Origin of the sequence: Streptomyces sp. NPDC051018, from assembly GCF_044456085.1 — a bacterium.
GTDB lineage: Bacteria > Actinomycetota > Actinomycetes > Streptomycetales > Streptomycetaceae > Streptomyces.
On record NZ_JBITFN010000002.1, the window covers coordinates 493,281 to 518,503 of the forward strand.

Annotated in this window: 22 protein-coding genes; 6 read left to right on the forward strand and 16 right to left on the reverse strand. The window is 72.6% G+C overall.

Features of this window, described 5'->3' with window-relative positions; translation table 11 throughout:
• Window positions 1-833: 833 nt before the first annotated feature.
• The 11 genes from ACIBCM_RS05825 to ACIBCM_RS05875 form a co-directional block, all read right to left on the reverse strand.
• Entirely contained in the window at window positions 834-1,535 is a 702-nt protein-coding gene (locus tag ACIBCM_RS05825) for an RraA family protein (protein ID WP_399240611.1), read from the reverse strand.
• Window positions 1,532-3,061: a class I adenylate-forming enzyme family protein gene (locus tag ACIBCM_RS05830; protein WP_399240613.1), complete on the reverse strand. Its 1,530-nt coding sequence runs from the start codon at window positions 3,059-3,061 to the stop codon at window positions 1,532-1,534. The genes ACIBCM_RS05825 and ACIBCM_RS05830 overlap by 4 nt, the downstream gene beginning before the upstream one ends.
• A gap of 377 nt (window positions 3,062-3,438) precedes the next feature.
• A complete protein-coding gene (locus ACIBCM_RS05835; protein ID WP_399240615.1) occupies window positions 3,439-5,097 on the reverse strand; it encodes a hydantoinase B/oxoprolinase family protein in 1,659 nt (552 codons plus the stop codon).
• Window positions 5,094-7,187 carry a hydantoinase/oxoprolinase family protein gene (locus ACIBCM_RS05840; protein ID WP_399240617.1) on the reverse strand — a complete coding sequence of 698 codons (2,094 nt, stop codon included), beginning with the start codon at window positions 7,185-7,187 and terminating at the stop codon, window positions 5,094-5,096. The genes ACIBCM_RS05835 and ACIBCM_RS05840 overlap by 4 nt, the downstream gene beginning before the upstream one ends.
• Before the next feature lie 108 nt (window positions 7,188-7,295).
• The gene (fdxA, locus tag ACIBCM_RS05845; protein ID WP_399240619.1) at window positions 7,296-7,610 is read right to left on the reverse strand and encodes a ferredoxin; all 315 of its coding nucleotides are present in this window, start codon (window positions 7,608-7,610) and stop codon (window positions 7,296-7,298) included.
• 45 nt (window positions 7,611-7,655) lie between these two features.
• A complete protein-coding gene (locus tag ACIBCM_RS05850) occupies window positions 7,656-8,849 on the reverse strand; it encodes a 2-oxoacid:ferredoxin oxidoreductase subunit beta (RefSeq protein ID WP_399240799.1) in 1,194 nt (397 codons plus the stop codon).
• Between the two features lie 46 nt (window positions 8,850-8,895).
• Window positions 8,896-10,764: a 2-oxoacid:acceptor oxidoreductase subunit alpha gene (locus tag ACIBCM_RS05855; RefSeq protein WP_399240620.1), complete on the reverse strand. Its 1,869-nt coding sequence runs from the start codon at window positions 10,762-10,764 to the stop codon at window positions 8,896-8,898.
• Between the two features lie 608 nt (window positions 10,765-11,372).
• Window positions 11,373-12,152 carry a class I fructose-bisphosphate aldolase gene (locus ACIBCM_RS05860; protein WP_399240621.1) on the reverse strand — a complete coding sequence of 260 codons (780 nt, stop codon included), beginning with the start codon at window positions 12,150-12,152 and terminating at the stop codon, window positions 11,373-11,375.
• A gap of 148 nt (window positions 12,153-12,300) precedes the next feature.
• The gene (locus ACIBCM_RS05865) at window positions 12,301-12,723 is read right to left on the reverse strand and encodes a nuclear transport factor 2 family protein (RefSeq protein WP_399240622.1); all 423 of its coding nucleotides are present in this window, start codon (window positions 12,721-12,723) and stop codon (window positions 12,301-12,303) included.
• Window positions 12,720-13,184 carry a VOC family protein gene (locus ACIBCM_RS05870; protein ID WP_399240623.1) on the reverse strand — a complete coding sequence of 155 codons (465 nt, stop codon included), beginning with the start codon at window positions 13,182-13,184 and terminating at the stop codon, window positions 12,720-12,722. Before ACIBCM_RS05870 ends, ACIBCM_RS05865 begins: the two co-directional genes overlap by 4 nt.
• Window positions 13,185-13,211: 27 nt before the next feature.
• A complete protein-coding gene (locus tag ACIBCM_RS05875) occupies window positions 13,212-14,402 on the reverse strand; it encodes an aromatic ring-hydroxylating dioxygenase subunit alpha (RefSeq protein WP_399240625.1) in 1,191 nt (396 codons plus the stop codon).
• Window positions 14,403-14,591: 189 nt separating this feature from the next.
• Between ACIBCM_RS05875 and ACIBCM_RS05880 the strand changes: the two genes are divergently transcribed.
• Window positions 14,592-15,641 carry an aldo/keto reductase gene (locus ACIBCM_RS05880; RefSeq protein WP_399240627.1) on the forward strand — a complete coding sequence of 350 codons (1,050 nt, stop codon included), beginning with the start codon at window positions 14,592-14,594 and terminating at the stop codon, window positions 15,639-15,641.
• 188 nt (window positions 15,642-15,829) lie between these two features.
• Here the strand turns inward: ACIBCM_RS05880 and ACIBCM_RS05885 are convergent, their stop codons facing one another.
• The 5 genes from ACIBCM_RS05885 to ACIBCM_RS05905 all read right to left on the reverse strand — a co-directional run bounded on the left by ACIBCM_RS05885 (window position 15,830) and on the right by ACIBCM_RS05905 (window position 21,047).
• On the reverse strand, window positions 15,830-16,222 hold the full coding sequence (locus tag ACIBCM_RS05885) for a VOC family protein (protein ID WP_399240629.1): 393 nt from the start codon (window positions 16,220-16,222) through the stop codon (window positions 15,830-15,832).
• A gap of 162 nt (window positions 16,223-16,384) precedes the next feature.
• On the reverse strand, window positions 16,385-16,774 hold the full coding sequence (locus ACIBCM_RS05890; protein WP_399240631.1) for a VOC family protein: 390 nt from the start codon (window positions 16,772-16,774) through the stop codon (window positions 16,385-16,387).
• Complete coding sequence (locus tag ACIBCM_RS05895; RefSeq protein ID WP_399240633.1) at window positions 16,759-18,450, reverse strand: FGGY-family carbohydrate kinase; 1,692 nt, start codon at window positions 18,448-18,450, stop codon at window positions 16,759-16,761. Before ACIBCM_RS05895 ends, ACIBCM_RS05890 begins: the two co-directional genes overlap by 16 nt.
• Before the next feature lie 2 nt (window positions 18,451-18,452).
• Window positions 18,453-19,472 (reverse strand): zinc-binding dehydrogenase, encoded by a 1,020-nt coding sequence (locus ACIBCM_RS05900; RefSeq protein ID WP_399240635.1) that lies wholly within the window; start codon window positions 19,470-19,472, stop codon window positions 18,453-18,455.
• Window positions 19,473-19,589: 117 nt separating this feature from the next.
• Window positions 19,590-21,047, reverse strand: a complete 1,458-nt coding sequence (locus ACIBCM_RS05905) for an amidohydrolase family protein (protein ID WP_399240637.1) — start codon at window positions 21,045-21,047, stop codon at window positions 19,590-19,592.
• A gap of 138 nt (window positions 21,048-21,185) precedes the next feature.
• Between ACIBCM_RS05905 and ACIBCM_RS05910 the strand changes: the two genes are divergently transcribed.
• The 5 genes from ACIBCM_RS05910 to ACIBCM_RS05930 all read left to right on the forward strand — a co-directional run bounded on the left by ACIBCM_RS05910 (window position 21,186) and on the right by ACIBCM_RS05930 (window position 25,155).
• Window positions 21,186-22,733, forward strand: a complete 1,548-nt coding sequence (locus ACIBCM_RS05910; RefSeq protein WP_399240639.1) for an aldehyde dehydrogenase family protein — start codon at window positions 21,186-21,188, stop codon at window positions 22,731-22,733.
• Window positions 22,734-22,835: 102 nt separating this feature from the next.
• Complete coding sequence (locus ACIBCM_RS05915) at window positions 22,836-23,321, forward strand: VOC family protein (RefSeq protein WP_399240641.1); 486 nt, start codon at window positions 22,836-22,838, stop codon at window positions 23,319-23,321.
• 12 nt (window positions 23,322-23,333) lie between these two features.
• Window positions 23,334-24,047 (forward strand): FadR/GntR family transcriptional regulator, encoded by a 714-nt coding sequence (locus ACIBCM_RS05920; protein WP_399240643.1) that lies wholly within the window; start codon window positions 23,334-23,336, stop codon window positions 24,045-24,047.
• An 84-nt stretch (window positions 24,048-24,131) separates the two neighbouring features.
• Window positions 24,132-24,497, forward strand: coding sequence for a cupin domain-containing protein (locus ACIBCM_RS05925; RefSeq protein ID WP_399240645.1), 366 nt, complete (start codon window positions 24,132-24,134; stop codon window positions 24,495-24,497).
• 292 nt (window positions 24,498-24,789) lie between these two features.
• Entirely contained in the window at window positions 24,790-25,155 is a 366-nt protein-coding gene (locus tag ACIBCM_RS05930; protein ID WP_399240647.1) for a VOC family protein, read from the forward strand.
• Window positions 25,156-25,223 lie beyond the last annotated feature (68 nt).

Here is a 25,223-nt window from a genome sequence, read left to right on the forward strand (position 1 = left end):
TGGCCTGGTGCGCGGGCCCTGCTCGTGTGCCGGTTGCTTGCGGGGCTCTGCCCCGGTCCCCGCTCCTCAATCGCCGGAGGGGCTGTTTTTTGGTGCCCTGGTCCTGATGTGCGGGTGGTGCGGGATTGCCCGGGCCTGCCCCTCAGCCGCCGGAGGGGCGGGATTTGGGGCGCTTGGTCCTGACGTGCGGGTGGGGCGGGATTGCTCGGGCCTGCCCCTCAGCCGCTGGAGGGGCCTGCGCCCTCTCCCTTCACCCCATGTGCTTGGCGAGTGAGCCGAAGGGGGCCGTGGGTGTCGAAAGGGAGAACGCGCGGAGGCCGCGAGGAACGAGTGGTCGAGCACGATCGACCGTCGACACACACTTCAGGCCCCCGGGTGGGGGTCCCCCCGGACGGAGTCTGGGGGAGAACCGAGCCACAAAACAAAACCGCGCGTCGGCAACTGTCCGGAGACCGCCCCGCCCGGCCCACTGGTCGAGCACGATCGACCGTCGACGCACACTTAGGGCCCCCGGAGGAGAACCGAGCCACAAAAGAAAAAAGCCCGTCGGCCTGTACGGGAGTGGCCAGGCCGACGAGCGGTCCAAGGGAGAGCCTTCGCCATGGGCCGCGACGGCTCTCTTCTCGGCAGCAATGTGGTGCCGGTTCCCAAGGATCTCCTCGACACGGCCGGGAGGCCCGGACGAGGCGGCTTGGGAACCCTGCGCCGCACCGCAGTGATTGGCGAGATTAGGAGGGTGCGGACAGGCGGGTCAACGAATATGGGTGGACTGTCATGTGATGAGAGCGCTTCTCATCGGGCGGCGGGTGCCGGGGCGCCCGCAGGGCCGTGGTTCAGGACCGGCTCCGGCGCAGGCGGGCGACGGTCCGGGCCTTGGGCGCGTACGCCCGGGGGAGCCGCAGTCCGGACTCCAGGGCGCCGATCACCTGCTCCTCCGCCCGGGTGTACTCCTCGGCGTCGGCGAGGAGCCGCGACGCCTCGTCCGGGTCCAGTGCCACCGCGCCGCCGTCGTCGAGGAGTACGGGGGAGCCGTCCGTCACCGTCACCCCGCCGATGGTGACCGGGCCGTCCAGTTCGGCGACATGCACCCCTGTCCCCGGGCCCGCCGTGGCCTCGCCGAGGGCCCATACCGGCAGTGACAGGCGCTCCAGGGCCGTCACATCCCGTACGTGCCCCTCGATGAGCGCTCCGGCCGCGCCACGGGCGAGCGCGGCCGCGGTGAGGATCTCGCCCCAGACCGCACCGGGCACGCAGTCGGCACCGGCGATCACCAGAATCCGCCCCGGCAGGTTCTCGCCGAAGAGGGAACGCAGCGGACCGAGCCCGTGGGTGCCGGGGCCCGCCGCCATCCGTACGGTACGGGCCGCACCCAGGACGGGTGCCGGACCGCCCCGCGCGAACGGGCGCAGTGGCGGGGTCAGCCAGCCCGCGCTGCCGCACAGTTGCAGGACGTCGGCGAGCGCGGCGGTCGAGGGCAGCCGCTCCGGCACGGTGAGGCCGGGGAAGGGGCGGTGCGGAGGCGGGGTGGCCGTCATGCGCGGGACCTCTCGGTGAGCTGGAACTTGCGGATCTTGCCGACCGAGGTGCGCGGCAGCTCCGGCACCCGCTCGTACCGCACCGGGCGCTTGGACTTCGCCAGGCGCGCGGCGCACCAGTCCGCCAGATCGTCCAGGGCGTCCGGCTCGGCCCCGGGCGCGGGCACCACATAGGCGACCGGGACCTCGTCCCGTACGGGATCGGGCTCGCCGACCACCGCGGCCTCCAGGACCGCCGGGTGGAGGGCGAGTACCGCTTCGATCTCGATCAGTGAGACGTTCTCGCCGGAGACCTTCAGCGCATCGCCACGGCGGCCGGCGAAGAAGAACCTGCCCAGGGAGTCCGTGGTCGCCCGGTCGCCGGTCGCGAACCAGCCGTCGCCGAAGGGGTAGGAGGCGGCCGTTGTCGCCGGATCGTCCAGATAGCCCGCGAACAGCGTGGTCCCCGGCTCTCCGTGGACGAACACCTCGCCCTCCTCCCCGGGCGCTGCCGCGCGCCCCGTCCCGGGGTCGCGGACCTCGACCCGGCAGCCGAGGGTCACCGTGCCCATGGAGGACGGTTCCGGGGCGAGGGCGCGATTGGTGAGCACGGCGGGCACGGTCTCCGTCATCCCGTACAGCTGGCGCGGGCGGCACCCGACCAGCGCGGCGAACCGCTCGTACTGCTCGCCGGTGATGTTCTGCGCGTACCAGCAGTGGGTGATCCGCTGTCCGGGCACCTCGGTGGCGCCCCGTGCGAGGACCATCCGGATCGGCGCGGCGAACAGGCTGAGATGGGTCACCTCGTGGCGGGCCGCCTGGGCCAGCAGGCCGCTCGCGGAGAAGCGCGGCATCAGCACGACGGACGCGCCCACGGCGATGGCGGGGGCGAACGAGTAGTACTGGGCGTTCGCGTGGAAGAGGGGCAGGACGACGAGCTGCCGGTCCCCGGGCCGCAGCGCGGCGGCGGACGCCATGACGTCCCCGGCGAAGGCGTAGTTGGCCTGGGTCACCACCACGCACTTGGGTTCGGCGGTGGTGCCGGAGGTGAACATCAGCCCGGCCGGATCGTCCGGCTCCGCGCGCACGGCGGACACCGGGGGGCCGCTCAGGGAGGCCAGGCCGGTGTCGGTGACCTCGACCTCGATCACCTCGGTGCCGGTCCCTGCCGCGGCGGCCCGGAACTCCGGGGCAAGGGCGGGGGCGCAGAAGCCGAGCCGGGCCCCGGTGCGGCGCAGCTGGGCCGCGAGTTCGGGGGCGCGCGCGGACGGGTCGGAGCACACCATCGCGGCGCCGAGGCGGGCGAGGGCGAGCCAGAGGGCCACGTACGCCGGGCAGTTGGGCAGTGCGATGCCGACCCGGGACCCGCGGGAGACACCTCGCTCCACCAGCGCGCCGGCCGTCCGGGCGACCAGGTCGTCGAACGCGCCGTACGTCCAGCGGGTCACCGAGCCGTCCGGTGCCTCCCAGACGAGGAAGGTCGCTCCGGGGACGGCGGCGACGGTGTCCGCCCAGCGGGCCGCGAAGGTGGGTGGTGGGATCGCCATGTCCTGCCTCCGAAGAAGTCCGGGTCCCGCGGCGGGCCGGGGAAGTGCGGCCCGCCGCGGGCGGGAGAGGTACGGGTGGATACGGGGCTGTGCCGGGACTCGGGCGGGCCCGCGCGCGGGGGAGGCCCACCCCGTGGGGCGCGGGCCGCTCCGGCCTGCTCGCCTTCCCGGCCGTGACCCCGCCCCCGTGAGGACCGGACCGACGGGCACCACCCGGTGAACGGAACCCCGGGGGCGAGGACTGTCCTTTGGCGCGCGGACCCACATCCCGACCGGCGGAGGCCCGGCACCACGAGCACCACGGAGGGACCGGACCGGGACCGGACCGCACCTCGGACCCGAACCGCGGACGTCCCACCCGCCCCCGTGACGGAACGTCAGACCAACGCGGCCGCCGCCGGGGGTTCCGCCTCCCCGTACCCGCCGCCGCCGGGCAGCTCCAGGCGTACGACGTCACCCGGCTGGAGGGTGATGCGCGCCTGGGTACGGACCGGCTCCCCGTTGACCAGGAAGCGGCCGGTCGCCCCGGCCCCACCGCCGAAGACGCCCCGGGGGCCCCGGGCGAGACGGCTGGTCACCGCGTTGAGGACCCAGGGTGAGGGGGAGTCGACCGTGAACTCGATCGTCTGCCCCATCCCGCCCTCCTGTGCGCCCTTCCCGCCCGAGCCGCGGCGCAGTTCCTTGCGGAGGAACCGGATCGGCGCGGACGCCTCCACGACCTCCAGCGGCACGGCGGACACGCCGGTCGGGTACGAGGTGGTCGAAAGACCCGCCTTGGTCGCCCGCGCGCCCACCCCGCCCGCATAGGTGAACATCGCCGTGATGAACGGCTTGCCCTCCGCGTCGTGCCCGCTGACCTGCATCGTCCACACGGCGGCCGAGCCCTCGGCCATCACCGCGTCCGGCAGCGCCTGGGACATCGCCTGGAGCAGCGGCATCGGCAGGAACATACCCACCACATGGCGTGCGGTGCAGGGCGACGGAGGCACCGCGTTCACGATGCTGCCCTCCGGCGCCTCCACCAGGATCGGCGCGAGCGAGCCCGCGTTGTTGGGGATCTCCGGATTGAGCAGGCTGCGCAGGGTGAACGTCGTATACGCGTGGGTGTAGTTCTTCACCACGTTGATGCCCCACGGGCTCGCGCCCGACGAGCCCGCGTAGTCGACCAGGATCTCGCCCTTGTCGGAGTCGACGGTCACCGCGACCTCGATGGTGATCTCCGAGCCGTCCGCCAGGTCGAGCACCGACGAGGCCCGGTAGACCCCGCCGGGCAGTTCGCGGATCGCGCGCCGGGTGGCGTCCTCGGAGCGGCGGATCACCTCGTCCGCCAGGTTCTCGATGTCGGGGAGGTCGTAGGCGTCCAGCAGTGCCCGGAGCCGCCCGGCGCCGACCTCGCCGGACGCCATCTGCGCGTGCAGATCGCCCGCCATATGCGTGGGCTGGCGCACATTCGCCAGTATGAAGTCCCAGACCGGATCGTTGCGCCCGCCCGCCGTCATCAGCTTGCTGATCGGGATCCACAGGCCCTCCTCGAACACATCGCGGGCGCCCGCGCCGATGCCGTACCCGCCGACGTCGGTGTGGTGGATGGTGGAGCCGAAGAACCCGATGGCCCGGCCCCCGCGCCACACGGGCACCAGCACGGTCACATCCAGCAGCTGACCCGCCGTCCGGTACGGGTCGTTGGTGATGAGCACATCACCGGGGGCCAGCGAGTCGACCGGATGGCGGTCGAGGATGTTGCGGCAGGCGATCGCGAGGGAGTTGATATGGCCGGGAGTGCCGGTGACGGCCTGGGCGACCATCCGGCCGCGCCGGTCGAAGAGCGCGTTGGCGAGGTCGCCCGCCTCCCGCACGATCGGGGAGAAGGCGGATCGCTGGAGCGCCTTGGCCTGCTCGTTGACGGTCGCGACTAGCGAGCCCCACAGGACCTCCAGCTCGATCGCGTCGAACGTGCGGCTCTCAGCGCTCTCAGCGCTCGCAGCGGGCTCAGGGCTCTGAGCGCTCTCAGGGTTCACGGGGCTCTCAGGGCTCACGGGGAGACCTCCTTCGGTGTGGCGGTGGCGATGATCGAGCCGTCGGCCGCGACCTCACAGCTCCAGCCGCCGGGGATGACGGATGTGGTCTCACGCTCCTCGACGAGGGCGGGCCCCTCGAAGCGGTCACCCGCGCCGAGGGCCGCACGCCGGTACACGGGTACGGGCACGGGGTCCTCGCCCCTGCGGAAGCGGGCGTCACGGTGGCGGTCGGGCACGGGGGAGCCGGTGCCCCCGGCCACGGCCGGCACCTCGAAGCCGGGGGCGTCCGACCAGGCGGCGACCCGCCAGGTCACGACCTCGACCCCGACATCCGGGATCCGCAGGCCGTAGATCTTCTCGTACTCGCCGTGGAACAGGTCCAGCGTCTCCTCCAGCGTCGCCGGCCAGGAGGCGCCCTCGCCGACCCAGAGGGTGATCTCGTTGCCCTGGCCCTCGTACCGGGCGTCCAGGCCGTACCGGAACCTCACATCACCGGCGGCGGCTCCCGCGGCGGCCAGGATCCGGCGGCCCTCCTGGCGCATGTCCTCCAGCAGCACATCCCGGTCGGACGAGACCCGCCCGTCCAGGGACCGCACCATGGACCGGGCCAGGTCGATCCGTACCGGGCTGACCAGGGTGCCGAACGCGGACAGCACACTCGCGTTCACGGGGAAGATCACCCGGGGCGCCTCCAGCAGGGACGCCACCCCGCAGGCGTGCACCGGGCCCGCGCCGCCGAACGCGATCAGCGACACACCGCGCAGATCGATCCCGCGTTCCACGGCGTGCATCCGGGCGGACGCCGCCATGTTCTGGTTGATCACTTCGTACACCCCGACGGCGGTGTCGTCCGCCGAGGCGTCCAGCCGCTCGCCCAGCGGCGCGAACGCGGCCCGCGCCCGGCCGAGGTCGAGCGGCATCTCGCCGCCGAGGAAGTACGCCGGGTCGAGCAGGCCCATCACCAGATCGGCGTCCGTGGTCGCGGGGACCGTACCGCCGCGGGCGTAGCTGACCGGACCGGGGTCGGCGCCCGCCGAGTCGGGACCTGCCTTGAGCAGACCGAGGTCGTCGACACGGGCCAGCGAGCCGCCGCCCGCGCCGATCTCCACCAGGTCGACCGACGGGATCGAACAGGGGTAGCCCGAGCCCTTCTTGAAGCGGTAGACCCTGGCGACCTCGAACTCATTGGTCAGCTCCGGCCGGTAGTCCTCGATGAGGCAGGACTTCGCGGTCGTACCGCCCATGTCGAAGCAGAACAGCCGCTCCTCGCCCAGCCGGCGCGCGTACCAGACTCCGGCCAGCGCACCGGCCGCCGGACCGGACTCGACCAGCCGGATCGGCACCCTGCGGGCGTCGTCGGCGGAGACCACACCGCCGTTGGAGAGCATCATCAGCACCGAGGCGCCGAATCCCGTCGCCGTCAGCCAGTCCTGGAGCTCCTTGAGATAGGGGCCGATGACCGGCATGGTCGCCGCGTTGCAGACCGTGGTGATCATGCGCGGGTACTCACGGATCTGCGGGGTCACCTCGTGCGAGGCGCAGACCGGCACACCGAGCCGTTTGGCCAGCCCCTCCGCGACCGTGCGCTCGTTCTCGGCGTCGGCATAGGAGTTGAGCAGGCACACGGCGACCGCCTCGACGTCGTGCTGCCGCAACTCGTCGGCGAGCGCGTCGAGCCCGGCCTCGCCGGGCCGGGTGCGTATCTCCCCGCTCGCCGAGGTGCGCTCGTTGATCTCGAAGACCAGGTCCCGGGGAATCGGCGGCGCCGGGAACTCGATCTGGAGGTCGTACATGTCGTAGCGGTGCTCGCTGCGGATCTCCAGGGTGTCACCGAAGCCGTCGGTGGTCACCAGCGCGGCGCGCCCGGTCTTGCCCTCGATGAGGGCGTTGGTGACGAGGGTGGTGGCGTGGACGATGGGCCGGGTGATGTCGCCGGGGGCGATCCCGGCCTTGCCCAGAGCGGACAGCACACCGGTGCGTACGCCGCCGAGCGGCGCGGACGCAGTGGTGAGCGTCTTCTCGACGACGACACGGCCGGTGTCGGCGTCCAGCAGGACGACATCGGTGAAGGTGCCGCCGATGTCCACGGCAAGGCGCCAATCAGTCACGTCTGGCCTCTTCTCTGATCGCGGTGGGAAGGGTGGTCCCGGCCGGTACGGGCGGCGGGGCGGCGGGTCCGGCGATATCCGGACCCCCGGGTGTGCGTGGTGCCGGGGTCAGGGGGCGTCGGAGGCGGCGGGCAGCCGGGTGACGTCCCGGTGGTCGGTCACCTGGCCCGCGCCCGGCTCCTCCCGGTGTCCCGCCAGCACCTCGGTGGCGGCGGTCAGATGCCACAGCCACTGCGCCGGAAGGGTGTCGGCGGGGTAGATTGCCTCCACCGGACAGACCGGCTCGCAGGCGCCGCAGTCGACACAGTCGTCCGGGTGGATGTACAGCATCCGTTCGCCCTCGTAGATGCAGTCGACGGGGCATTCGGCGATACAGGTGCGGTCTTTGACGTCGACGCAGTTCGTACCGATCACATAGGTCATGGACACCTCCCGGAGGGAAACGGACTGGGGCGGCCGGGGCGCGGGTTATCCGACGGTCCAGGTGTCGCGCCCGGTGAGCAGCGCGTCCAGATCGCCGGGCCCCCCGGTGCGGGCCGCCTCGCGTACCTGGTCGGCGACCAGCCGGTCGTACGAGGGCCTGGCCACCGAGCGGAACACCCCGATCGGGGTGGGGCCGCCGTTCTCGGGCAGCCGCGAGAGGGCGAAGGCAACGGCGGGATCGGGTTCACCGCGGTCGTGCACGACCTCGTGCCCGGCGTCCTTCCGGGCGACCCCTCCACCGCCGGCCGGCTCACCCCCGGCCGCCGCGCTTCCGCAGGACGTACAACTGCCGGTCGGGGCGACGGCCGCCGCTCCGGAGGCCAGGTCCGCCGTGAGGGCGGGGCGCAGGGACCCGGAAGGAGCGCGTACGACGGTGCGCTCGCCGTCGGCGCCGTACCGCAGCGGCCGGCCGTGTTCGAGGCGGAGCAGATGTCCGTCCCGGGTGGCGGGATTCTTGAGGACCTCGAACGCGCCGTCGTTGAAGATATTGCAGTTCTGGTAGATCTCCACCAGCGCCGTGCCCTCGTACGCGGCCGCCTCCCGAAGCACCGAGGTGAGGTGCCCCCGGTCCGAGTCGACCGTACGGGCCACAAAGCCGGCCCCGGCGCCGATGGCGAGGCTCACGGGGTTGAACGGGGTGTCGAGCGAGCCCATCGGCGTCGATTTGGTGATCTTCCCGGGCTCGGAGGTCGGGCTGTACTGGCCCTTGGTCAGGCCGTAGATCCGGTTGTTGAAGAGCAGGATCTTCAGATTGACGTTCCGTCGCAGGGCGTGGATGAGGTGGTTGCCGCCGATGGAGAGCGCGTCGCCGTCACCCGTGACCACCCAGACCGACAGATCCCGCCGGGAGACGGACAGTCCGGTGGCGATGGCGGGGGCACGGCCGTGGATGGAGTGCATCCCGTAGGTGTTCATGTAGTACGGGAAGCGGGACGAGCAGCCGATGCCGGAGACGAAGACGATGTTCTCCTTCGCCAGACCCAGCTCGGGCATGAAGCCCTGCACGGCGGCGAGGATCGCGTAGTCACCGCAGCCGGGGCACCAGCGCACCTCCTCGTCCGAGCGGAAGTCCTTCGCGGTCAGCGTCAGGGGCGTGCGCGTCACAGACGCGATGGTCACAGACGCGTCCGTCGCGGGCACGCTCGCCGGGGCGCAGGACGCCGTCGAGGCGTCGGACATCGGCGGGGCGTCGGGCGCCGTCGGGACATCGGGTATCGGCGGGGCATCAGACATCGGAGAGCACCTTCTCGACGGCGGTCCGCAGATCGGCGGCCTTGAACGGCGCTCCCCGTACCTGGGTGACGGAGACGACGTCGACCGGATAGCGCCCCCGCAGCAGCAGGGCGAGCTGACCCAGGTTCATCTCCGGGACGACCACGCGGTCGTACGCGGCCAGCAGCTCGCCGAGGTCGGACGGGAACGGATTGAGATGCCGCAGATGGGCCCGGGCCACCGAACCCCCGGCGGCCCGCACCTGCGCGCAGGCGGCGGTGATCGGCCCCGCCGTGGAACCCCAGCCCAGCACCAGCACCCGGGCATCGCCGTCCGGATCGTCGACGGCCGTCGGGGGCAGCTCCCCGGCGATGCCGTCCACCTTGGCCTGTCGGGTGCGGACCATGAACTCGTGGTTGGCGGCGTCGTACGAGATGTCTCCCGTGCCGTCCGCCTTCTCCAGCCCGCCGATACGGTGTTCGAGACCGGGGGTGCCGGGCACTGCCCAGGGCCGCGCCAGGGTGTCCGGGTCCCGCAGATAGGGCAGAAAGCGCGGGGAGCCGTCCTCGGCCGTCCCGTTGGGGCCGGTGGCGAAGGAGAACTCGCAGGCCAGGTCGGGCAGCGAGCGCTCGCGGGGGATCCGCCAGGGCTCCGAGCCGTTGGCGAGATATCCGTCGGACAGCAGCACCACCGGGGTGCGGTACTTCAGCGCGATCCGTACCGCCTCCAGACAGGTGTCGAAGCAGTCGGCGGGCGAACTCGCCGCGACGACGGGCACCGGCGACTCGCCGTTGCGCCCGTACAGCACCTGGAGCAGGTCGGCCTGCTCGGTCTTGGTGGGCAGCCCGGTGGACGGTCCGCCGCGCTGGATGTCGACGACGACCAGCGGCAGTTCGAGGGTGACGGCGAGACCGACGGCCTCCGCCTTGAGCGCCATCCCCGGGCCCGAGGTCGTGGTGACCCCGAGCGAGCCTCCGAAGGACGCTCCCAGGGCCGCGCTCACCGCGGCGATCTCGTCCTCCGCCTGGAACGTCGTCACGCCGAAGTTCTTGTGGCGGCTCAGTTCGTGCAGGATGTCGGAGGCCGGGGTGATCGGATACGACCCGAGGAAGAGCGGCAGCCCCGCCCGCCGCGCGCCCGCGACCAGACCGTACGACAGCGCGAGGTTCCCGGTGATGTTCCGGTACCGTCCGGGGGGCGCGGGAGCGGGCGCGATCTCGTACGACACGGCGAACGCCTCGGTCGTCTCACCGAAGTTCCAGCCCGCGTGGAGGGCCGTGATGTTGGCCCGCATGATGTCGGGCCTCCCGGCGAACTTCGCCGTCAGATGGGCCACCGTGTTCCCGGTCGGCCGCTGGTACATCCAGCTCAGCAGCCCGAGTGCGAACATGTTCCTCGCGCGCCCGGCGTCCTTGCGCGAGAGCCCGGAGTCCTTCAGCGCGCCCGCCGTCAGCGTGGTCAGCGGGACCGGGCGCAGGGTGTACGCGTCGAGGGAGCCGTCCTGGAGCGGATCGGAGGAGTAGCCGGCCTTTGTCAGATTCCGCGGGGTGAACTGGTCGCGGTCCACGATGATCTGGGCCGCCGCCCGCAGCTGCCCGAGATTGGCCCTGAGCGCGGCCGGGTTCATCGCGACGAGCACATCGGCGCTGTCCCCGGGCGTGGAGATCCCGTGCTCCGCGAAGTGGAGCTGGAAGGCGGACACGCCCGGGAGCGTGCCCGCGGGGGCACGGATCTCGGCGGGAAAGTCGGGGAGGGTGGCCAGGTCGTTGCCGAAGGCCGCGGTCTCGGCGGTGAACCGGTCACCGGTGAGCTGGATGCCGTCGCCGGAGTCACCGGCGAACCGGATGACCACCGAGGGAACGGCGAGGACCTGCTTGGTCATGATCACGACTCCTGGTGGCAGGGGCGGCTCGCGGGCCGGGGGCTCGTCGGCGGGGGTCCCGTCGGTCAGGGAAGCGGTCGGCCCCCGGCGCCGGAGGGGTGGCTCGGTGGGACGTGGCCCGTACCGGATCGGCGGTTCGTACCGCACCGGCTGGGGACGGTGGGCGGGTCGCCGTCCGGCCCCCGGCCGGGGGCGAGGGGTGACGGGCCGCCGGAACCGCGGTCCGGCCGGTGATTCGGGAGCCCGCCCCCTCGACGGTTCGGTACGGACGGCGAGAGCCGATCAGGCCCGGCCGGTCGCCGGGAGAGCGTCCGGTTACCGACCCCCGGCCGACCCCCGGCCGACCCCCGGCCGACCCCCGGCCGGTACGCGGCCGGGGAGCCGGGCCCCGGACCGGTGTGAGCAGCCGGGGAGCCACTGATCCGTCCGGTGTACGCACCCGGGGAGCCGGACCCCGGCCCCGACCGGTGTCGGCGTACCCGGTGTCGGAGTACGGAGTCCGGGCGGACCGGGCCTGCGCTCCCGTACCTCACCCGGTCCGCCCGGGGCCTTTCCCGGGGCCGGAGCCCCGGAGGTCTCATACCGGCGCGGTACGGACGCGCCGGGACTCAGGCGCCGGTGCCGTGGACCGCGTCCCGGAGACGGGCGACGAGCTTGTCCGGCTCCGGCGACCCCCACACATTGCGGCCGAACGCGACACCCGCGCCCCCCGCGTCCACCACACCCTTGGCAAGGGCGACCACATCGTCCTCACTGTCGGTCCTGGGGCCGCCGAGCGCCACCACGGGCACCGGACACGCCGCCACGACCTCGGCGAACTCCGCGGGAGGCCCGGGGCAGACGGTCTTGATGATGTCCGCGCCCAGCTCCGCGCCGATCCGTGCGGCCCGCGCCACGTTCTGCGCGGTCCACGGCACGGCCTTGCCCCAGCCGCCCGGGATCATCTCGCCCATCACGGGAAGCCCGAGCAGCTCGCACTCCGAGGCCAGCCGCGCCAGCCGCTTCAGCGACAGATCCTCGTCGGGCGCGCCCGGGAAGGCGAGCACGACCAGGCAGTCCGCGCCGATCTTCAGGGCCTGCTCCGGCAGATGCATGATCTCGTTGACATCGCTCCGGGCGAAGTCGCCGATCTCGGACGAGCCGCCGTCCACCCGCAGGACCAGGCCGGAGCCGGCGAAGACATCGGCGTAGGCGCGGGCCAGATGCCAGGTGGCGAGCACGGCGTCGGGCCCGCCGGAGGCGATCCGCGCCATCGGCTCGCCGAGCGGCGGGCCCTCACCCATGTACGCGGCGTGGTCGATGGCGACGAACACGGCACGTCCGTCCTCGCCGAACATACGGCGCATCCGCCGGAGCTTGCCCGCCCCGAGGGCCGAATGGGTCTGCACAGTTGTTCCTTTCATCGCTGGCTGCGCGCTGCTGGTCTGCTGGTCTGTCGTCGTCACCGGACCGCCGGACCGCCGGACCGGCCCGGCGGATGGGCCGCTGAGCCCCTCCCGTCCGACATCCGCCATCTGCCGTTCGCCGGACCGCCGTTCACCGCTGTGCCGTTCCGCCGGCCTGGCGGTGGAACTCCGCGCCGTCCCAGTAGTCGATCCGGTGGGCCACCGCCCCGTCCCTGACCCGGAACCGGAACACGCCCCGGATCCGGATCTCCGGGCGGTGCGCTGCCCCTGCCCAGCGGAAGGTCATCCGGTAGGCGAGAACCGCCCGGTCACCGTCCACCAGAAGGTCCTCGGTGGTGTACGCCAGTTCCCGGAACTCGGTGAGGAAGGCCGTCAGCCGCTCCCGGTAGGCGGACCTGCCGTGGACGCTCCGCCCCAGTGCCGAGGTGTGCTCGTTGTGGAAGTCCTCGGTCACCCGGTCGGCGATCCGGTCGGCGTCACCGCTGTTGAGAGCCGCGAGATAGCTCTCGACTGCCTCACGGGTGCCCTGCGCGGTCTCCCCGTCCCGCGTCACCGCCCGGCACCGTCTCCCCAGAGGGTGCGCACCTCCTCGAAGACCTTCTGGTTGTGGGAGATCTCGACGACATTGCCGTCCGGGTCGGTGAGGGCGCAGATATAGCCGACCGGCGGCGGCAGCTCCATCGGCTCCCAGTGCAGACAGCCGGCCTCCCGGGCACGGGCAGCCGTGGTGTCGACGTCCTTCCGCTCGGGCACCTCCATGCCGAGATGGGCGAACGGGCTCAGCTGCGGCTGCTTCTTGCCCTTGTCCTTGTCGAACCCCACCAGGACCAGGACGAACGGCGTCTCCACCTGCCCCTGGTTCGACAGCCAGGCGTTGGCGCCGGCGGCGTCACTGTGCCGGGCGACCACGACCAGCGGGGTGAACGAGGTGTAGAACTCGATCGCGGCCTCCAGATCGCTCGTCGGCAGGGCGATATGGGTCCAGCGTGCCTCGGTGAGCTTCCTGTCGGGCACGGGTACTCCTCTCCTTCGGTTCACGGGTCAGCACTCGACCGGGCCGTCGAACTCGTCCGGCGCCAGCGGAGTCGCCACGTCCGCACGGATCTGCCTCATCATGTGCCGGGCCCGGCCCTCCCAGGTGCTCGGCGGGCCGACGCGGTAGAAAGGCGAGCGCAGATTCTCCATGAGGACCGTCACCATGTCGGTGTCCTCCTTGTTGGTCAGCTCCAGATTGACCAGCTCCCGCTCCTGGAGCTCGATGTCGTCGGAGAGCCCGTAGATACGGGAGACCAGCCTGCTGGAGTCCGGGGCGAGCGGATCCACCCGGACCATGATCAGCTGTGCGCCGTACGGCAGAGGAGTGAGGTTGGGGTAGACGAACTCGGCGTAGCTGCCGCGCAGATCCTCCTCGTTCAGATCCGTACGGCCGAGGGAGAGGTCGAAACCGTCGCTGTGCGGCTTGTAGCCGCTGGTGGTGCGCCCCTGGAAACGTACGACGGTGTCCATCTGCTTGCGCACCTTGTTCAGCCTGCGGTGCACGAAGCGGACGTGGTAGTCGTCGTTGGAGTTCTCGACGAAGACCTTCCAGTTCATCGGATAGATCTCGTCCAGCTCACGGTGGTAGCGGTGGTACTCGCCGATCCGGTACGCCTCGTACCTCGGCAGCAGCGGCGCGATCCACTCCTCGAACGCCGGCGCCTTGCGCGAGAGACAGCCGAACACCAGCTTGTCGAAGGCGATGTGGATACGGATCGGGACCAGCCCGTACTCCTTCATCGGGAAGTCCGGGCCGTACATCCGGTCCTTGTCGGGGATGGACAGCAGTGAGCCGTCGAGACCGTACGTCCAGGCGTGGTACGGGCAGGCGAACGCCTTGCCGCAGTTGCCCGCCGGCTCGAAGGCCACGCCCGAGGCGCGGTGCCGGCAGTTGTTGAGGAAGCCCTTGACCGAACCGTCGCGCTGCTTGACCACCAGCACCGACTGGCCGCCTATCCTCCCCGTGATGAAATCACCGGGTCTGCGCAGATCCTCGGTGTCCCCGAGCCACACCCAGGAACGGCCGAAGACCCTGATCATCTCCAGGTCGAACAGCTCCTGGCTCCAGACCTCCCAGGGCTGGAGCATGTCGCTCGGGAGAGGCGACCCGACGAGCCCGTCCCCCTCGCGCTCGGGCCCGGTGGTACGGAGGGCCCTGTCCCCCCGCTGGTGCAGGGCGAGTTCCGAAGCGGTCATCCGGTCCAGCACGGCTTTCCTCCCAGGCACTCTCGAACACTCGGTCGCTTGCACTCGGTTGCTTGTCGATGCCCCGAAGGTAGGTCGGCGGCGCACACGGCCGATATGTGCTTCAGGCACGAACATCGGCCGTCCACGCTGCTCCCCGGCCACATCGGTGCGGCGGGGCGGGCGTGTCAGTCTCGGGCGATGGACTATGCGAACCTCGGCGGAACGGGCCCCCGGGTCAGCCGCCTGTGTCTCGGCACCATGATGTTCGGGGCGTGGGGCAACCCGGATCACGACGCGTGTGTGCGCATGGTGCACACCGCCCTGGACGCGGGAGTCGACTTCATCGACACCGCCGATGTGTACGCCTCCGGGGAGACGGAGGAGATCCTCGGCCGCGCCCTCAAGGGGCGGCGGGACGGCGTGGTGCTCGCCACCAAGTTCGGTGAGCAGATGGACCACGGCGACCCCCTGACCCGGGGCGCCTCCCGGCGCTGGATCATGCGCGCGGTCGAGGACAGCCTGCGCCGTCTGGGCACCGACCGGATCGACCTCTACCAGCTGCACCGGCCCGACCCCGGCACCGGCCTCGGCGAGACACTGGACGCCCTGACCGATCTGGTACGGCAGGGCAAGGTGCTGGCGATCGGCTCGTCGGCCCTCCCCGCGGACACGATCGTCGAAGCCCGCTGGACGGCGGAGCGCCGGGGCGGAGAGCGCTTCACCAGCGAGCAGCTCGCCTACTCGGCGCTCGCCCGGCACGCGGAGGCGGCGGCCCTGCCCGCCTGCGAGCGGCACGGGCTCGGTGTGATGGTCTACAGCCCCCTCAACGGAGGCTGGCTCACCGGCAAGTACCGGGCGGGCACCGCCGCCCCCGCCGACTCTCGGGCCGTCCGCAACGCCGAGCACTTCGACCACGCCGAGGAGACCGTCCGCGCGCGCAAGTACGCCGTGGTCGAGGAGATCGCCGCACTCGCCGACGAGTCCGGCCACACCATGATCGAGCTCGCCCTCGGCTTCGTCCTCGCCCACCCGGCCGTCACCTCCGCGATCATCGGGCCCCGCACCATGGAGCAGCTCACGGCCCAGCTCGCGGCGGCGGACGTACGGCTGGGGCCCGACGTCATGGACCGGCTGGACGCCCTGGTGGCGCCGGGGACCGATGTGAACCCCGCGGACTGCCCGTACGCCCCGCCCGCGCTCGCGGACCCCGCGCTGCGGCGAAGGGCCCACGCCCGCCGCCCGCTCTGAGCAACCCGGCCCCGGATCCCCAAGGGCCCGCCGCCCCCGCCGGATCCGTGGCCCCGCCCGGGCCACCGCCGCCCTCCGACGCGTAAGGCAGTCACCCGGGCACACGGCGGGAGGCAGCCCCCCGGCTCGCGGCGGTTTCCAGGGGGCTGCTGCTCGGGGACCCGTACGGACGGTACGGTCAAGCGGGCCTATGCGTTCGCGCGCCACATCACTATCTGGTTGCCCCACGGGTCCAGGAACGAGGCGTGCTGGCCGTTGAACTCCTCCCAGTAGCTCTGCTCCCACAGCGCGGTCGCGCCCAGCAGCACGGCCTTGTTCAGATAGTCGCCGGGAGGGGCGTCGACCAGGATGTAGACCCGGGTGTGCAGCCCGGAACGCGGCTGCGCGGGCAGCGGCGCCGGGTCGGGGTGCTGCTCGGTCTCGCTGAACAGCCCCAGGTGCAGGCCCTCACCGGGCACGATCTGATGGAAGACGCCCTGCGGCCGGGGATTGATGGTCCAGCCGAACAGCTCCCGGTAGAACACGGTCGACGCCTCGACGTCGGGGCTCGGGATGTCGACGAAGACAAGGGTGTTGGTCATGACGGTTCCTCAGGGTGGGGTGGGAAGCCGCCGGCGGGGACACCGGCGGGCGGGTGGCTGGTGTTACGGAGGGGGCGGAAGGCTCCGGCGACCCCGGAGGCGGCCCGGGGCTCACGGGGCTCACGGGGCTCACGGGCTCCCTGCCCCACGACCGCTCGGGCGCTACGCCTCCGGGGCGTGGCCGCTCTTGAAGTACGTGCCCTTGTCCCTCCACAGCACCACCTCATTGCCCCAGGGGTCGCGGAAGGCCGCGTAACGGGCCTCGAACTCGGCCCAGGACTTCTCCTCCCACAGCACGGAGGCGCCGTTCGCCACGGCCTTCTCCAGATACGCGGGCGGCTCGTCGACCATGACGTAGATCCTCGGCACCGGTCCGGTGACCGGCCGTTCCTCACGGTGGATGCCGAGATTGGGCTTCACTCCCGGCAGGACCTCGTGGAACTCTCCCTCGGGCCGCCGGTTGAAGGTCCAGCCGAACAGATCGGCGTAGAAGCGCGAGGTGGCCTCCACATCCGGCGTCGGCAGGTCCATGAAGATCACGGGGTTGGGCATCTGCTCTCCTGGCTCTCGTAACGGTCGGTCGCCGCGGTCCCCGGCGCTTCCCGGTCCGTCGGCGGTGCTTGCGGTGCTTTCCGGTCCGTCGGCGGTGTCCGCGGTGCTTTCCGGCCCGTCGACCGTGCTTGCGGTGCCTTCCGGACGGGTGGCGACGGCTGCGGTGCCTCCCGGTCCCGGGTCGGTGTCCGCGGTGCCGTCCGGACGGGTGGCGGAGCGCCCGGTGTTCGCGGGTCCGGTGCCGGGGCCTCCGGTGCTTTCCGTGTCTGCGTTTCCTGCCCCCGTGCTTGCGGCTCCCGTGCTTCCGGCCCCCGTGCTTGCGGCTCCTGTGCCGTGGGCGCGGCAGTTCCCCGGTTCCGGGCGCGCCCGGCCAGCCGGGCGACCTCCGCGTCCCCGAGGGCGAGGAAGAGCCCGAGCCCCTCCTCGTACGCCGGATCGGGCTCCGGTTCGATCACCGTCATCCGGGGGCGCGGCCAGTCGCCGCCGCGTCCGGTACCCGGCTGCGGCCACCAGCCCGCACCCGCCCCCGCCGCCAGCGCCGCTCCGTAGGCGGCCACGTCGACCGGATCGGGGACCTCCACCCGGACACCGAGCACGGCGGCCTTGACCTCGCACCACAGACGGCTGCGCGCCGGGGAACCCGCGCAGACCAGGGTGTCCAGCGGGGCTCCGCCCGCGGCCAGTCCGACGGCGATATGGGCGAGTCCGTAGGCGGCGCCCTCCACGGCGGCGCGGGCGATCTCGCCGGGGCCCGCCGCGGACGACAGCCCGTGGATCTCGCCGCGCAGATCGCGGTTCCAGCGCGGCGCCCGCTCGCCCTCCAGATACGGGGTCACGGTCACCCCGCGCGCCCCGGGCGGCACCTGACCGGCCAGGGCCAGCAGTTCCGGGACCGCGCGTCCGGTCAGTGTGCTCAGCCACTCCAGCATCAGTCCGTGGGCGGCGACCGGACCGCCGACGATATCGAGGCCCGGGACGGCGCTGGGCAGCGCGTAGTGGTCGGCGGCGGGCGAACCGGCCGCCACCGCGACCGCGAGCCCGCCGGTCCGCCCGCCGGGGTCCATCGCCCGGCCCGCCCGGTCGAGTCCGCCCGCCCAGAAGGCCAGGTACGCGTCCTGCGCGCCCGCCACCAGGGGCGTACCGGCCGGGATGCCGTACGCCCCCGAGGCCGTCCCGGTCACCGTGCCCGTACGGGCGAGCGGGCCGTAGCCGTCGAGCCGCGGATCCCCGGGCCAGCGGGACTGGTGCCGGTCCGCGCCCAGGCGCGCCATGACCCAGTCGTAGAGCTGCCAGGGGGTACTGTCCGCCCCCGCGGCCGCGTGCTGGGCGAGGTGCTGCTCCACCGGGGAACCCGTGGCCCCCGCCGGGTGACGGCACGTCAGCGCGGTCGCCGTGCCGTCACCCCGTACGGCGACGGTCGTCGGGCTCTGCCCGCCGAAGCCGAGGGCGACCGGGGCCGAGGCGGCGGGCAGCCGGCCGGCGAGCCGTCGCACGGCGTCGACCGCCCCGGCGAGCCACCCCTCGGGATCGGCACGGCCGGGCCGCCAGGACGGCGAGCCGGGGTATCCGGCGGTCGCGCTGCCCAGGGTCCGGCCGTCGGGGCCGAGGGCCAGCGCGCGGGCCGAGTTGCTCCCCAGGTCGACGCCGACGACCACCGGAGGCGGCGCGGGCGCCACGGTCAGCCGCCCACGAGGACGCGGTAGACCGGTGAACCGGCGGCCAGCTTCAATGCCTCGTCCACCTCGGTGAGGGGGAACTGCGCCGTCACCAGCGCGTCCAGATCGGCGGCGAGCCGGCCGGACGCGATCAGGGCCGCCGCCTCGGTCCAGTCCTGCGGCTCATGGCTGAAGACACCCGTCACGGTCAGCTCGTGATGGTGGACCAGATCGGGGCTGATCCCTGCGGACAGCTCCTTGGGGAACGCGCCGAACAGCACCACCGTGCCACCGTCGTCGCACATCGAGACGGCCGTCTCCAGCGCACCGGGGGCGCCCGCGGTGACGAACACCAGATCCTGTTCGCCGCCCGTCGTCAGGGCCTCGTCGGGGGTGGCGGTCCAGTCGGCACCGGCCGCCCGCGCCTCGGCGAGCCGCTGCCCGCTGATGTCGATCAGCCCGACCCGCGCCGCGCCCCTGAGCTTCGCCAGCGCCAGATGGAGTCTGCCCATGAAGCCCGCGCCGACGACGGCCACCCGGTCCCCGGCACGCAGCCGGCCGAGCCGTACCGAGTGGGTGACGCAGGCGAGGGGTTCGCCCATCGCCGCATGGCGCAGCGGAGCGGAACCCGTGCCGAACGCCTGTGCGGCGGGCACCTTCACCAGCTCGGCCAGGCCCGCGCCCATGGAGATCGTGCCGTCCGAGAGGGCCCCGCCCTGCGGCTGCTTGCACAGCGCGCTGCGCCCCCGGCGGCAGGACGTACAGGTGCCGCAGCGCGTGAGCAGATCGAGGGTCACGGTGTCGCCCACCCGTGCCACACCGGGCAGCGAGGCCACCTTGGCGCCCACGGCGACGACCTCCCCGGCGACCTCGTGACCGGCGGCGACCGGGTAGACGGGCTTGGTCCCGAGGTAGAGACGGCGTTCCATGGTGCACAGCCCGCAGGCGCCGATCCGGACCAGAACGTCCTCGGGTCCCGGTACCGGGTCCGGCTCCTCGCGCAGTCCGACCTGCTCGGCGGCGGTGATGACGGCGATCTTCATTCGGTGGACTCCCGGAGTCTCGTCGGGTGTGATGCTCGTCGTGCGTGATGCGTGATGCGTGGTCCGTGGTGCTGGTGATCCGTGGTGCTTGTGGTGTGTGTTTCGGAGGTGAAGCGGTCAGAGCGCGGGCAGCACCGGCCAGCGGGGGCGCGCCGGAACCCCGGACCGGGACAGCAACTCGGGGGCGCGGCGGGCCGCGTCGGCCCGGAGCACCGACTCGTCGACCCCCGTACAGACGTGGTCGCGGACCACGATCCGGCCCCCGACGAGGACATCGCGCACCGAGCGCCCGTCGGCGGACCACACCAGCTGATGGGCGATGTCACCGCGCGGTGTCCACTCCGGGCGGGCCGTCCCGTGGACCACCAGATCGGCGTACTTGCCCGGTTCGAGCGAACCGATCCGGTCCGCCATGCCGACCGCCTCCGCGCCCCGGATCGTCGCCAGCTCCAGCGCCTCGGCCGCGCCGAGGCCCGTGGGATCGGCGCGCATGTCCTTCGCCAGTCCGGCGGCGAGCGCGGCCGTGCGCAGGATGTCCGAGCTGTCACCGGCGTTGCCCGAGTCGGTGCCGAGGGCCAGCCGGCCGCCCCGCTCGAAGAGTTCGGCGTGCCGTCCCGCCCGGGTCACGCCCTGGCCGAGCCGCAGATACGCCCAGGGACAGTAGGCGACGGCGGTACGGCTGGCGAGGACCGCCTCGACCTCGGCGTCGTCCAGGTACACCGCGTGCGCCAGCAGCAGCCGCGGGCCCAGCACCCCCAGGTGCTCCAGATGCAGCACCGGACGCCGGCCCGTGGCGCGCAGATAGTGCCGGGGGTCGGCCTCCGACGGAGACAGGTGCATCGTCATCCGGGCACCCGTGGAACGGGCCAGCTCCGCGGCCCCGGACAGCAGCGCGTCGGAGGCGAGACCGTGGCCGACGAGGGTGACCCAGCCCTCCACCCGGCCGCCGGGCGGATAGGACTCCAGCAGCCGGCCCAGCCGTTCCAGGACCCGGGGCGCGGGCGCGCCGAAGGGCGCGCCGGGCACGTCCCAGCCCCAGGCGCCGATCGTGCCCCGCACCCCGACCGCGCGCATGGCGTCCGCCACCCGGTGCGGATGGGCGACGGTGCCCGCCTCCACGACGGTCGTCACCCCGTTGCGAACGTTCTCCGCGCAGACCAGCAGCGCGGACAGCTCGTCGTCGTCCCCGGTGTGCGCGGCGTGCAGGGGGACGGCCCAGGAATCGACGGACGCGCCGGGCGGCAGATCGTCGGGGATCCGGGCGCGGGCCAGCGGGTCACCGGTCTGGTGCTGATGGGCGTTGACCATCCCGGGGGTGACCACACATCCGTCGGCGCGCAGCTCCCGGGTACCCGGCCAGCGTGCCCGCAGTGCCGAGGTGGCGCCGACGGCGAGCACACGGTCGCCCGCGACGGCCACCGTGCCCCCGGCGAGCACCTCCCGGCGCGCGTTCATGGTCACCACGTCGCCGCCCGTGACCAGCAGGTCGGGACGCGTGCCGCGGTCGGCGCCCGGGTCGTGCCCGGCGCTCGGGTCGTGGTCGCTCACCATGACCAGGGACAGTAGGTCGCGCACCGCCGCCGGACATCGTGGCCGGGAGCACAATCCCTGGCGTCTCGTCCATGCCGGGAACACGATGCGGGCCGCCCACCGGAACGCCAACCTGACACGCATTCGTCCATGGCGTCCAGGTAGTCAGAGGGAGTAGCCGCGATGTGTGCCGCGACGTCCGAACAGGCAGCCGACGGGAGCCGGGGCGCCGGTGCCGGATCCCGGCTCCGGCCGGGCCTGCTCCGTACGGACCCCTATCCCCAGCTGATCGGCGGCCGTGAGGCCACCGGGGGCACCCTCCGGCCGATCACCGACCCGTCCACCGGGCTGCGGCCCGCGAGTTATCTGGCGGCGACCGCCGAGGAGGTGGACGAGGCGGTCACCGCCGCCCGTACCTCCTTCGACACCGGGGTGTGGCGGCGGATGCCGGGACCGCGCCGTGCGGAGGTGCTGGAGGCCGCGGCGGCCGCGATCCGCGCCGACGCGCGGCGGTTCGCCGCGCTGGAGGCGTTCGACACCGGCAAGGGGGTGTCCGGCGCGCTGGCCAATGATGTGTACGAGGCCGCCAACGCCTTCTCGTACGCCGCCGCCGTGGCCCGTACCGCGCACGGCGACGCCCGCCGTGCCACCTTCCCGCCGGAGCTGCTGCCCGGCGGCGGCCCGCGGATCCTCACCGTGCGGGAGCCCGAGCCCGCCGGGGTGGTGGCCGAACTGCTGCCGTGGAACGGGCCGCTGATGACCGGCAGTCAGCGGATCGCCTCCGCGCTCGCCGCGGGCTGCTCGATCGTCGCGAAGCCTCCCGCCGACGCGGTCGTCACCCTCAGCGAACTCGGGCGGCTGCTCGGTGAGGCCGGGCTGCCGCCGGGTGTGCTCAATCTCGTGCTCGGCCCGGGCGGCACCGTCGGCGAGCAGTTGATCACCGACCCGAGGATCGATCTGATCAGCCTGACCGGAGGCACCGGGACGGGCCGCCGGGTGATGGCCGCCGCCGCACGCAATCTGACCCCCGTCCATCTGGAGCTGGGCGGCAAGTCGCCCGTCGTGGTCTTCGCCGACGCGGATCTGGAGCAGGCGGTCGGCTGGGCGATGATGGCGGCCTTCGTGAACATGGGCGAGGTGTGTGTCGCGGGCAGCCGGCTGCTGATCGAGGAGTCCGTGTACGAGGAGGTCCTGCACGGTGTCGCCGAGGCCGCCGCCGGGCTTCCGGTCGGGGACGCCCTCGATCCGGAGACCTTCATCGGACCGCTGATCAACGAGGCCCACGCGGACCGGGTCCGCGGCTTCGTGAGCCGCGCGCTCGCCGCGGGGGACGCCGAGGTCATCGGCTCACCGAAGCTGCCGGAGGGACTCGGCCCGGCCTTCGTCGCGCCCACCGTGCTCGGCGGGGTGCGCCGGGGCTGTGAGCTGGAACAGCAGGAGGTCTTCGGCCCGGTGCTGGCCGCGATGCCGTTCCGCTCCGAGGCCGAGGCGGGGGAGATCGCCAACGGCACCAGCTACGGCCTCAACGGCACCGTGTTCACCCGTGACCTGGAGCGCGCCTTCCGCTTCGCCGACACCCTCGACTGCGGCGAGGTCAATGTGAACTGCCACTTCGCCCCGGACATGAACGGCGGACGGGGTGAGCCCCGCAAGGCCAGCGGATTCTCCCGTACGGGCGTGGACGCCTACACCCGGGTCAAGGCCGTGAACATCCAGGTGCACAGTGGCTGAATCCCCGATTTGTGCTCCTGAAACAAAGACCCGCGTGGTCCGGCATACCTACCTTCTGACCGTCAGACCATCAGTCCGAAAACCCGGAAGGAGTTGCCGACGATGGCGATCACCGGCATGAACCACGCGGTCCTGTATGTGCGGGACGCCCGCCGGACGGCCGCGTTCTACCAGGACGTACTCGGCTTCGAGACCATCATCGAAGGCCCGCCCGGCAGCTTTGTCTTCATGCGGGCCCCGGCCTCCGACAACCACCACGACATCGCCTTCTTCACCATCGGCGAGCAGGCGAAGCAGTCCGACGCGGGCACCGCGACCGTGGGGATGTACCACATCGCCTGGGAGGTGCCGTCGCTTCAGGACCTCGCGGGAGTACGGGACCGGCTGGCCGCGGCCGGCGCGCTGAAGGGCGCCAGCGACCACGGGGCCAACAAGAGCCTGTACGCGAGGGACCCGGACGGGCTGGAGTTCGAGGTGATGTGGCTCGTCCCGCCGGAACACTGGGGCGACGAGGAGCACCGGGCCATCGTCCGGCCGCTGGACATCGACGCGGAGCTGCGGCGCTTCGCCGTCGCGAGCGGCTCCTAGGCACCTGTGCCGATGGACCCGCTGCGCTTCGCCCCCGTCTCCCGCGCGACGGTCTCCGAGAAGGTACGGGACTCGCTGCTGGAGAGCATCCGTGACGGAGTGCTCGCACCCGGCGCCCGGTTCCCCGCGGAGCGGACGCTGTGCGAACAGTTCGGCGTGGCGCGGACCTCGGTGCGGGAGGCGGTGCAGGGGCTGGTCTTCCTGGGATGCGTCATCAAGCGCGGCAACCGGTTCTTCGTCGCCGAGAGCCTGCCCGACGTCCCCCTGGGCGCCGACGACCAGCGCAAGCGCAATGTGTCGGAGCTGTTCGAGGTACGGCAGGTGATGGAGGTCGCCATCGCCCGGCTGGCCGCCCTGCGGTCGAGCGAGGCCGAACGCGCCCATATCACCGCCCTGGCGGACCGGTTCGGCGCCGGGATGGGGCTGGAGGACTTCCGGGACCTCGACCGGCGCTTCCATCTGGCGCTGGCGCGCGCCTGCGGCAACCCCACCCTGCACGAGCTGTACCGCAAGGCGCTGGACGCGGTGTTCGACTCCGAGGACTTCTCCTCGCTGCTGGACGCCGAGGACAACGCCGGGGCCGTCCGCGAGGTCATCGCGGAAGCCTCCCTCGCCCATGTGCGGATCGCCGCGGGGGTGTCCGGCGGCGATGCCCGGGCCGCCGCACTCGCCGCCGCCGACCATCTCGGCGAGGTCGAGAAGCACATGATCGCCCGCATGTTCTGACGACAGGCCCCGGGCGGTCGCCCTCGGCCCCGGGCGGGGCGGGGGCGGCCGGGGCGCGGCACGACAGAGAGGACGGACTCGCCCGTGAGCGGGGAACAGCACATCTGGCCGTTCGACGATTCGGAGTTCAAGGAGGTCAAGCCCGGGTTCCGCAGACGCGTCTACACGGGGGACGACATGATGCTGACCTTCTGGCGCATCGAGGAGGGGCGCGGCCCCACTCCGTACGACAACCATCCCGACAACGAGCAGTGGGGCATCGTCCTCAAGGGCAGGCTGGACTTCCGGATCGGCTCGGACGAGCGCCGGACCCTCGGCCCCGGCGATGTCTACTGGGCGCCCAAGGGCCATGACCACGGGGACAGCCTGTTCATCGGCGACCCGGAGCACGGCGAGACCTGGATCCTCGACATCTTCACCCCGCCCCGGGACGAGTACCGCGGCGGCTGACGGCCGGACCCCGGCTCCGGTCCCGGCCTCGTCGCCCGGAACACCGGACCCGCGCGCGCCCGCCGCACCGGAAGTATGGCCCCGCACCGCTTCACCGCTCCCCTTCCCCTGTGCCGCACCCCGCCCACGCGGTCCGTCGCGCACACTCTCCCGGCCCCGAAGCGCTCCCGGGCGCACCGGGCCCACCGCCCCGCCCTACCGGCTCCCGGGCCGGCGGACCGGGAACCCCCTGGCACACCCCGCCCGACGGCACCGGCCGCCGGCACCCCTTTGCCCCCTTCGGAGGAATCCCATGAGAATCGGCAGCCTGCTGATCGGCTCGGACCGGGTCGAGCAGATGAAGACCTGGTACCGCGACGCGTTCGCGGTGGCGGAGAACGAGGGCGGAGCGTTCCCCTTCGGAGACGTCCAGCTCTTCATCGAGGAGCACAGCGAGGTCTCCGGCCCGAACCGGGACTCCGCCCGTGTGATCGTCAACCTCGACGTCGACGACTGCCGCGCCGTCGAGGCCCGGCTGCTCACCCAGGACGTCACCTGGGTGCGGAAGGTCGAGCAGATGCCGTTCGGACTGATCGGCACCCTCGCCGACCCCGACGGCAACTACGTCCAGATCATCCAGTGGGGTGCCGGCGCCGACGCCGGGTCCCACCGGGGATGACGGGTCCCACCGGGCATGAACCGGGCACCCCCGGCCCCCGGACCCCGGTCCCTGCGCCGTCCGGCACA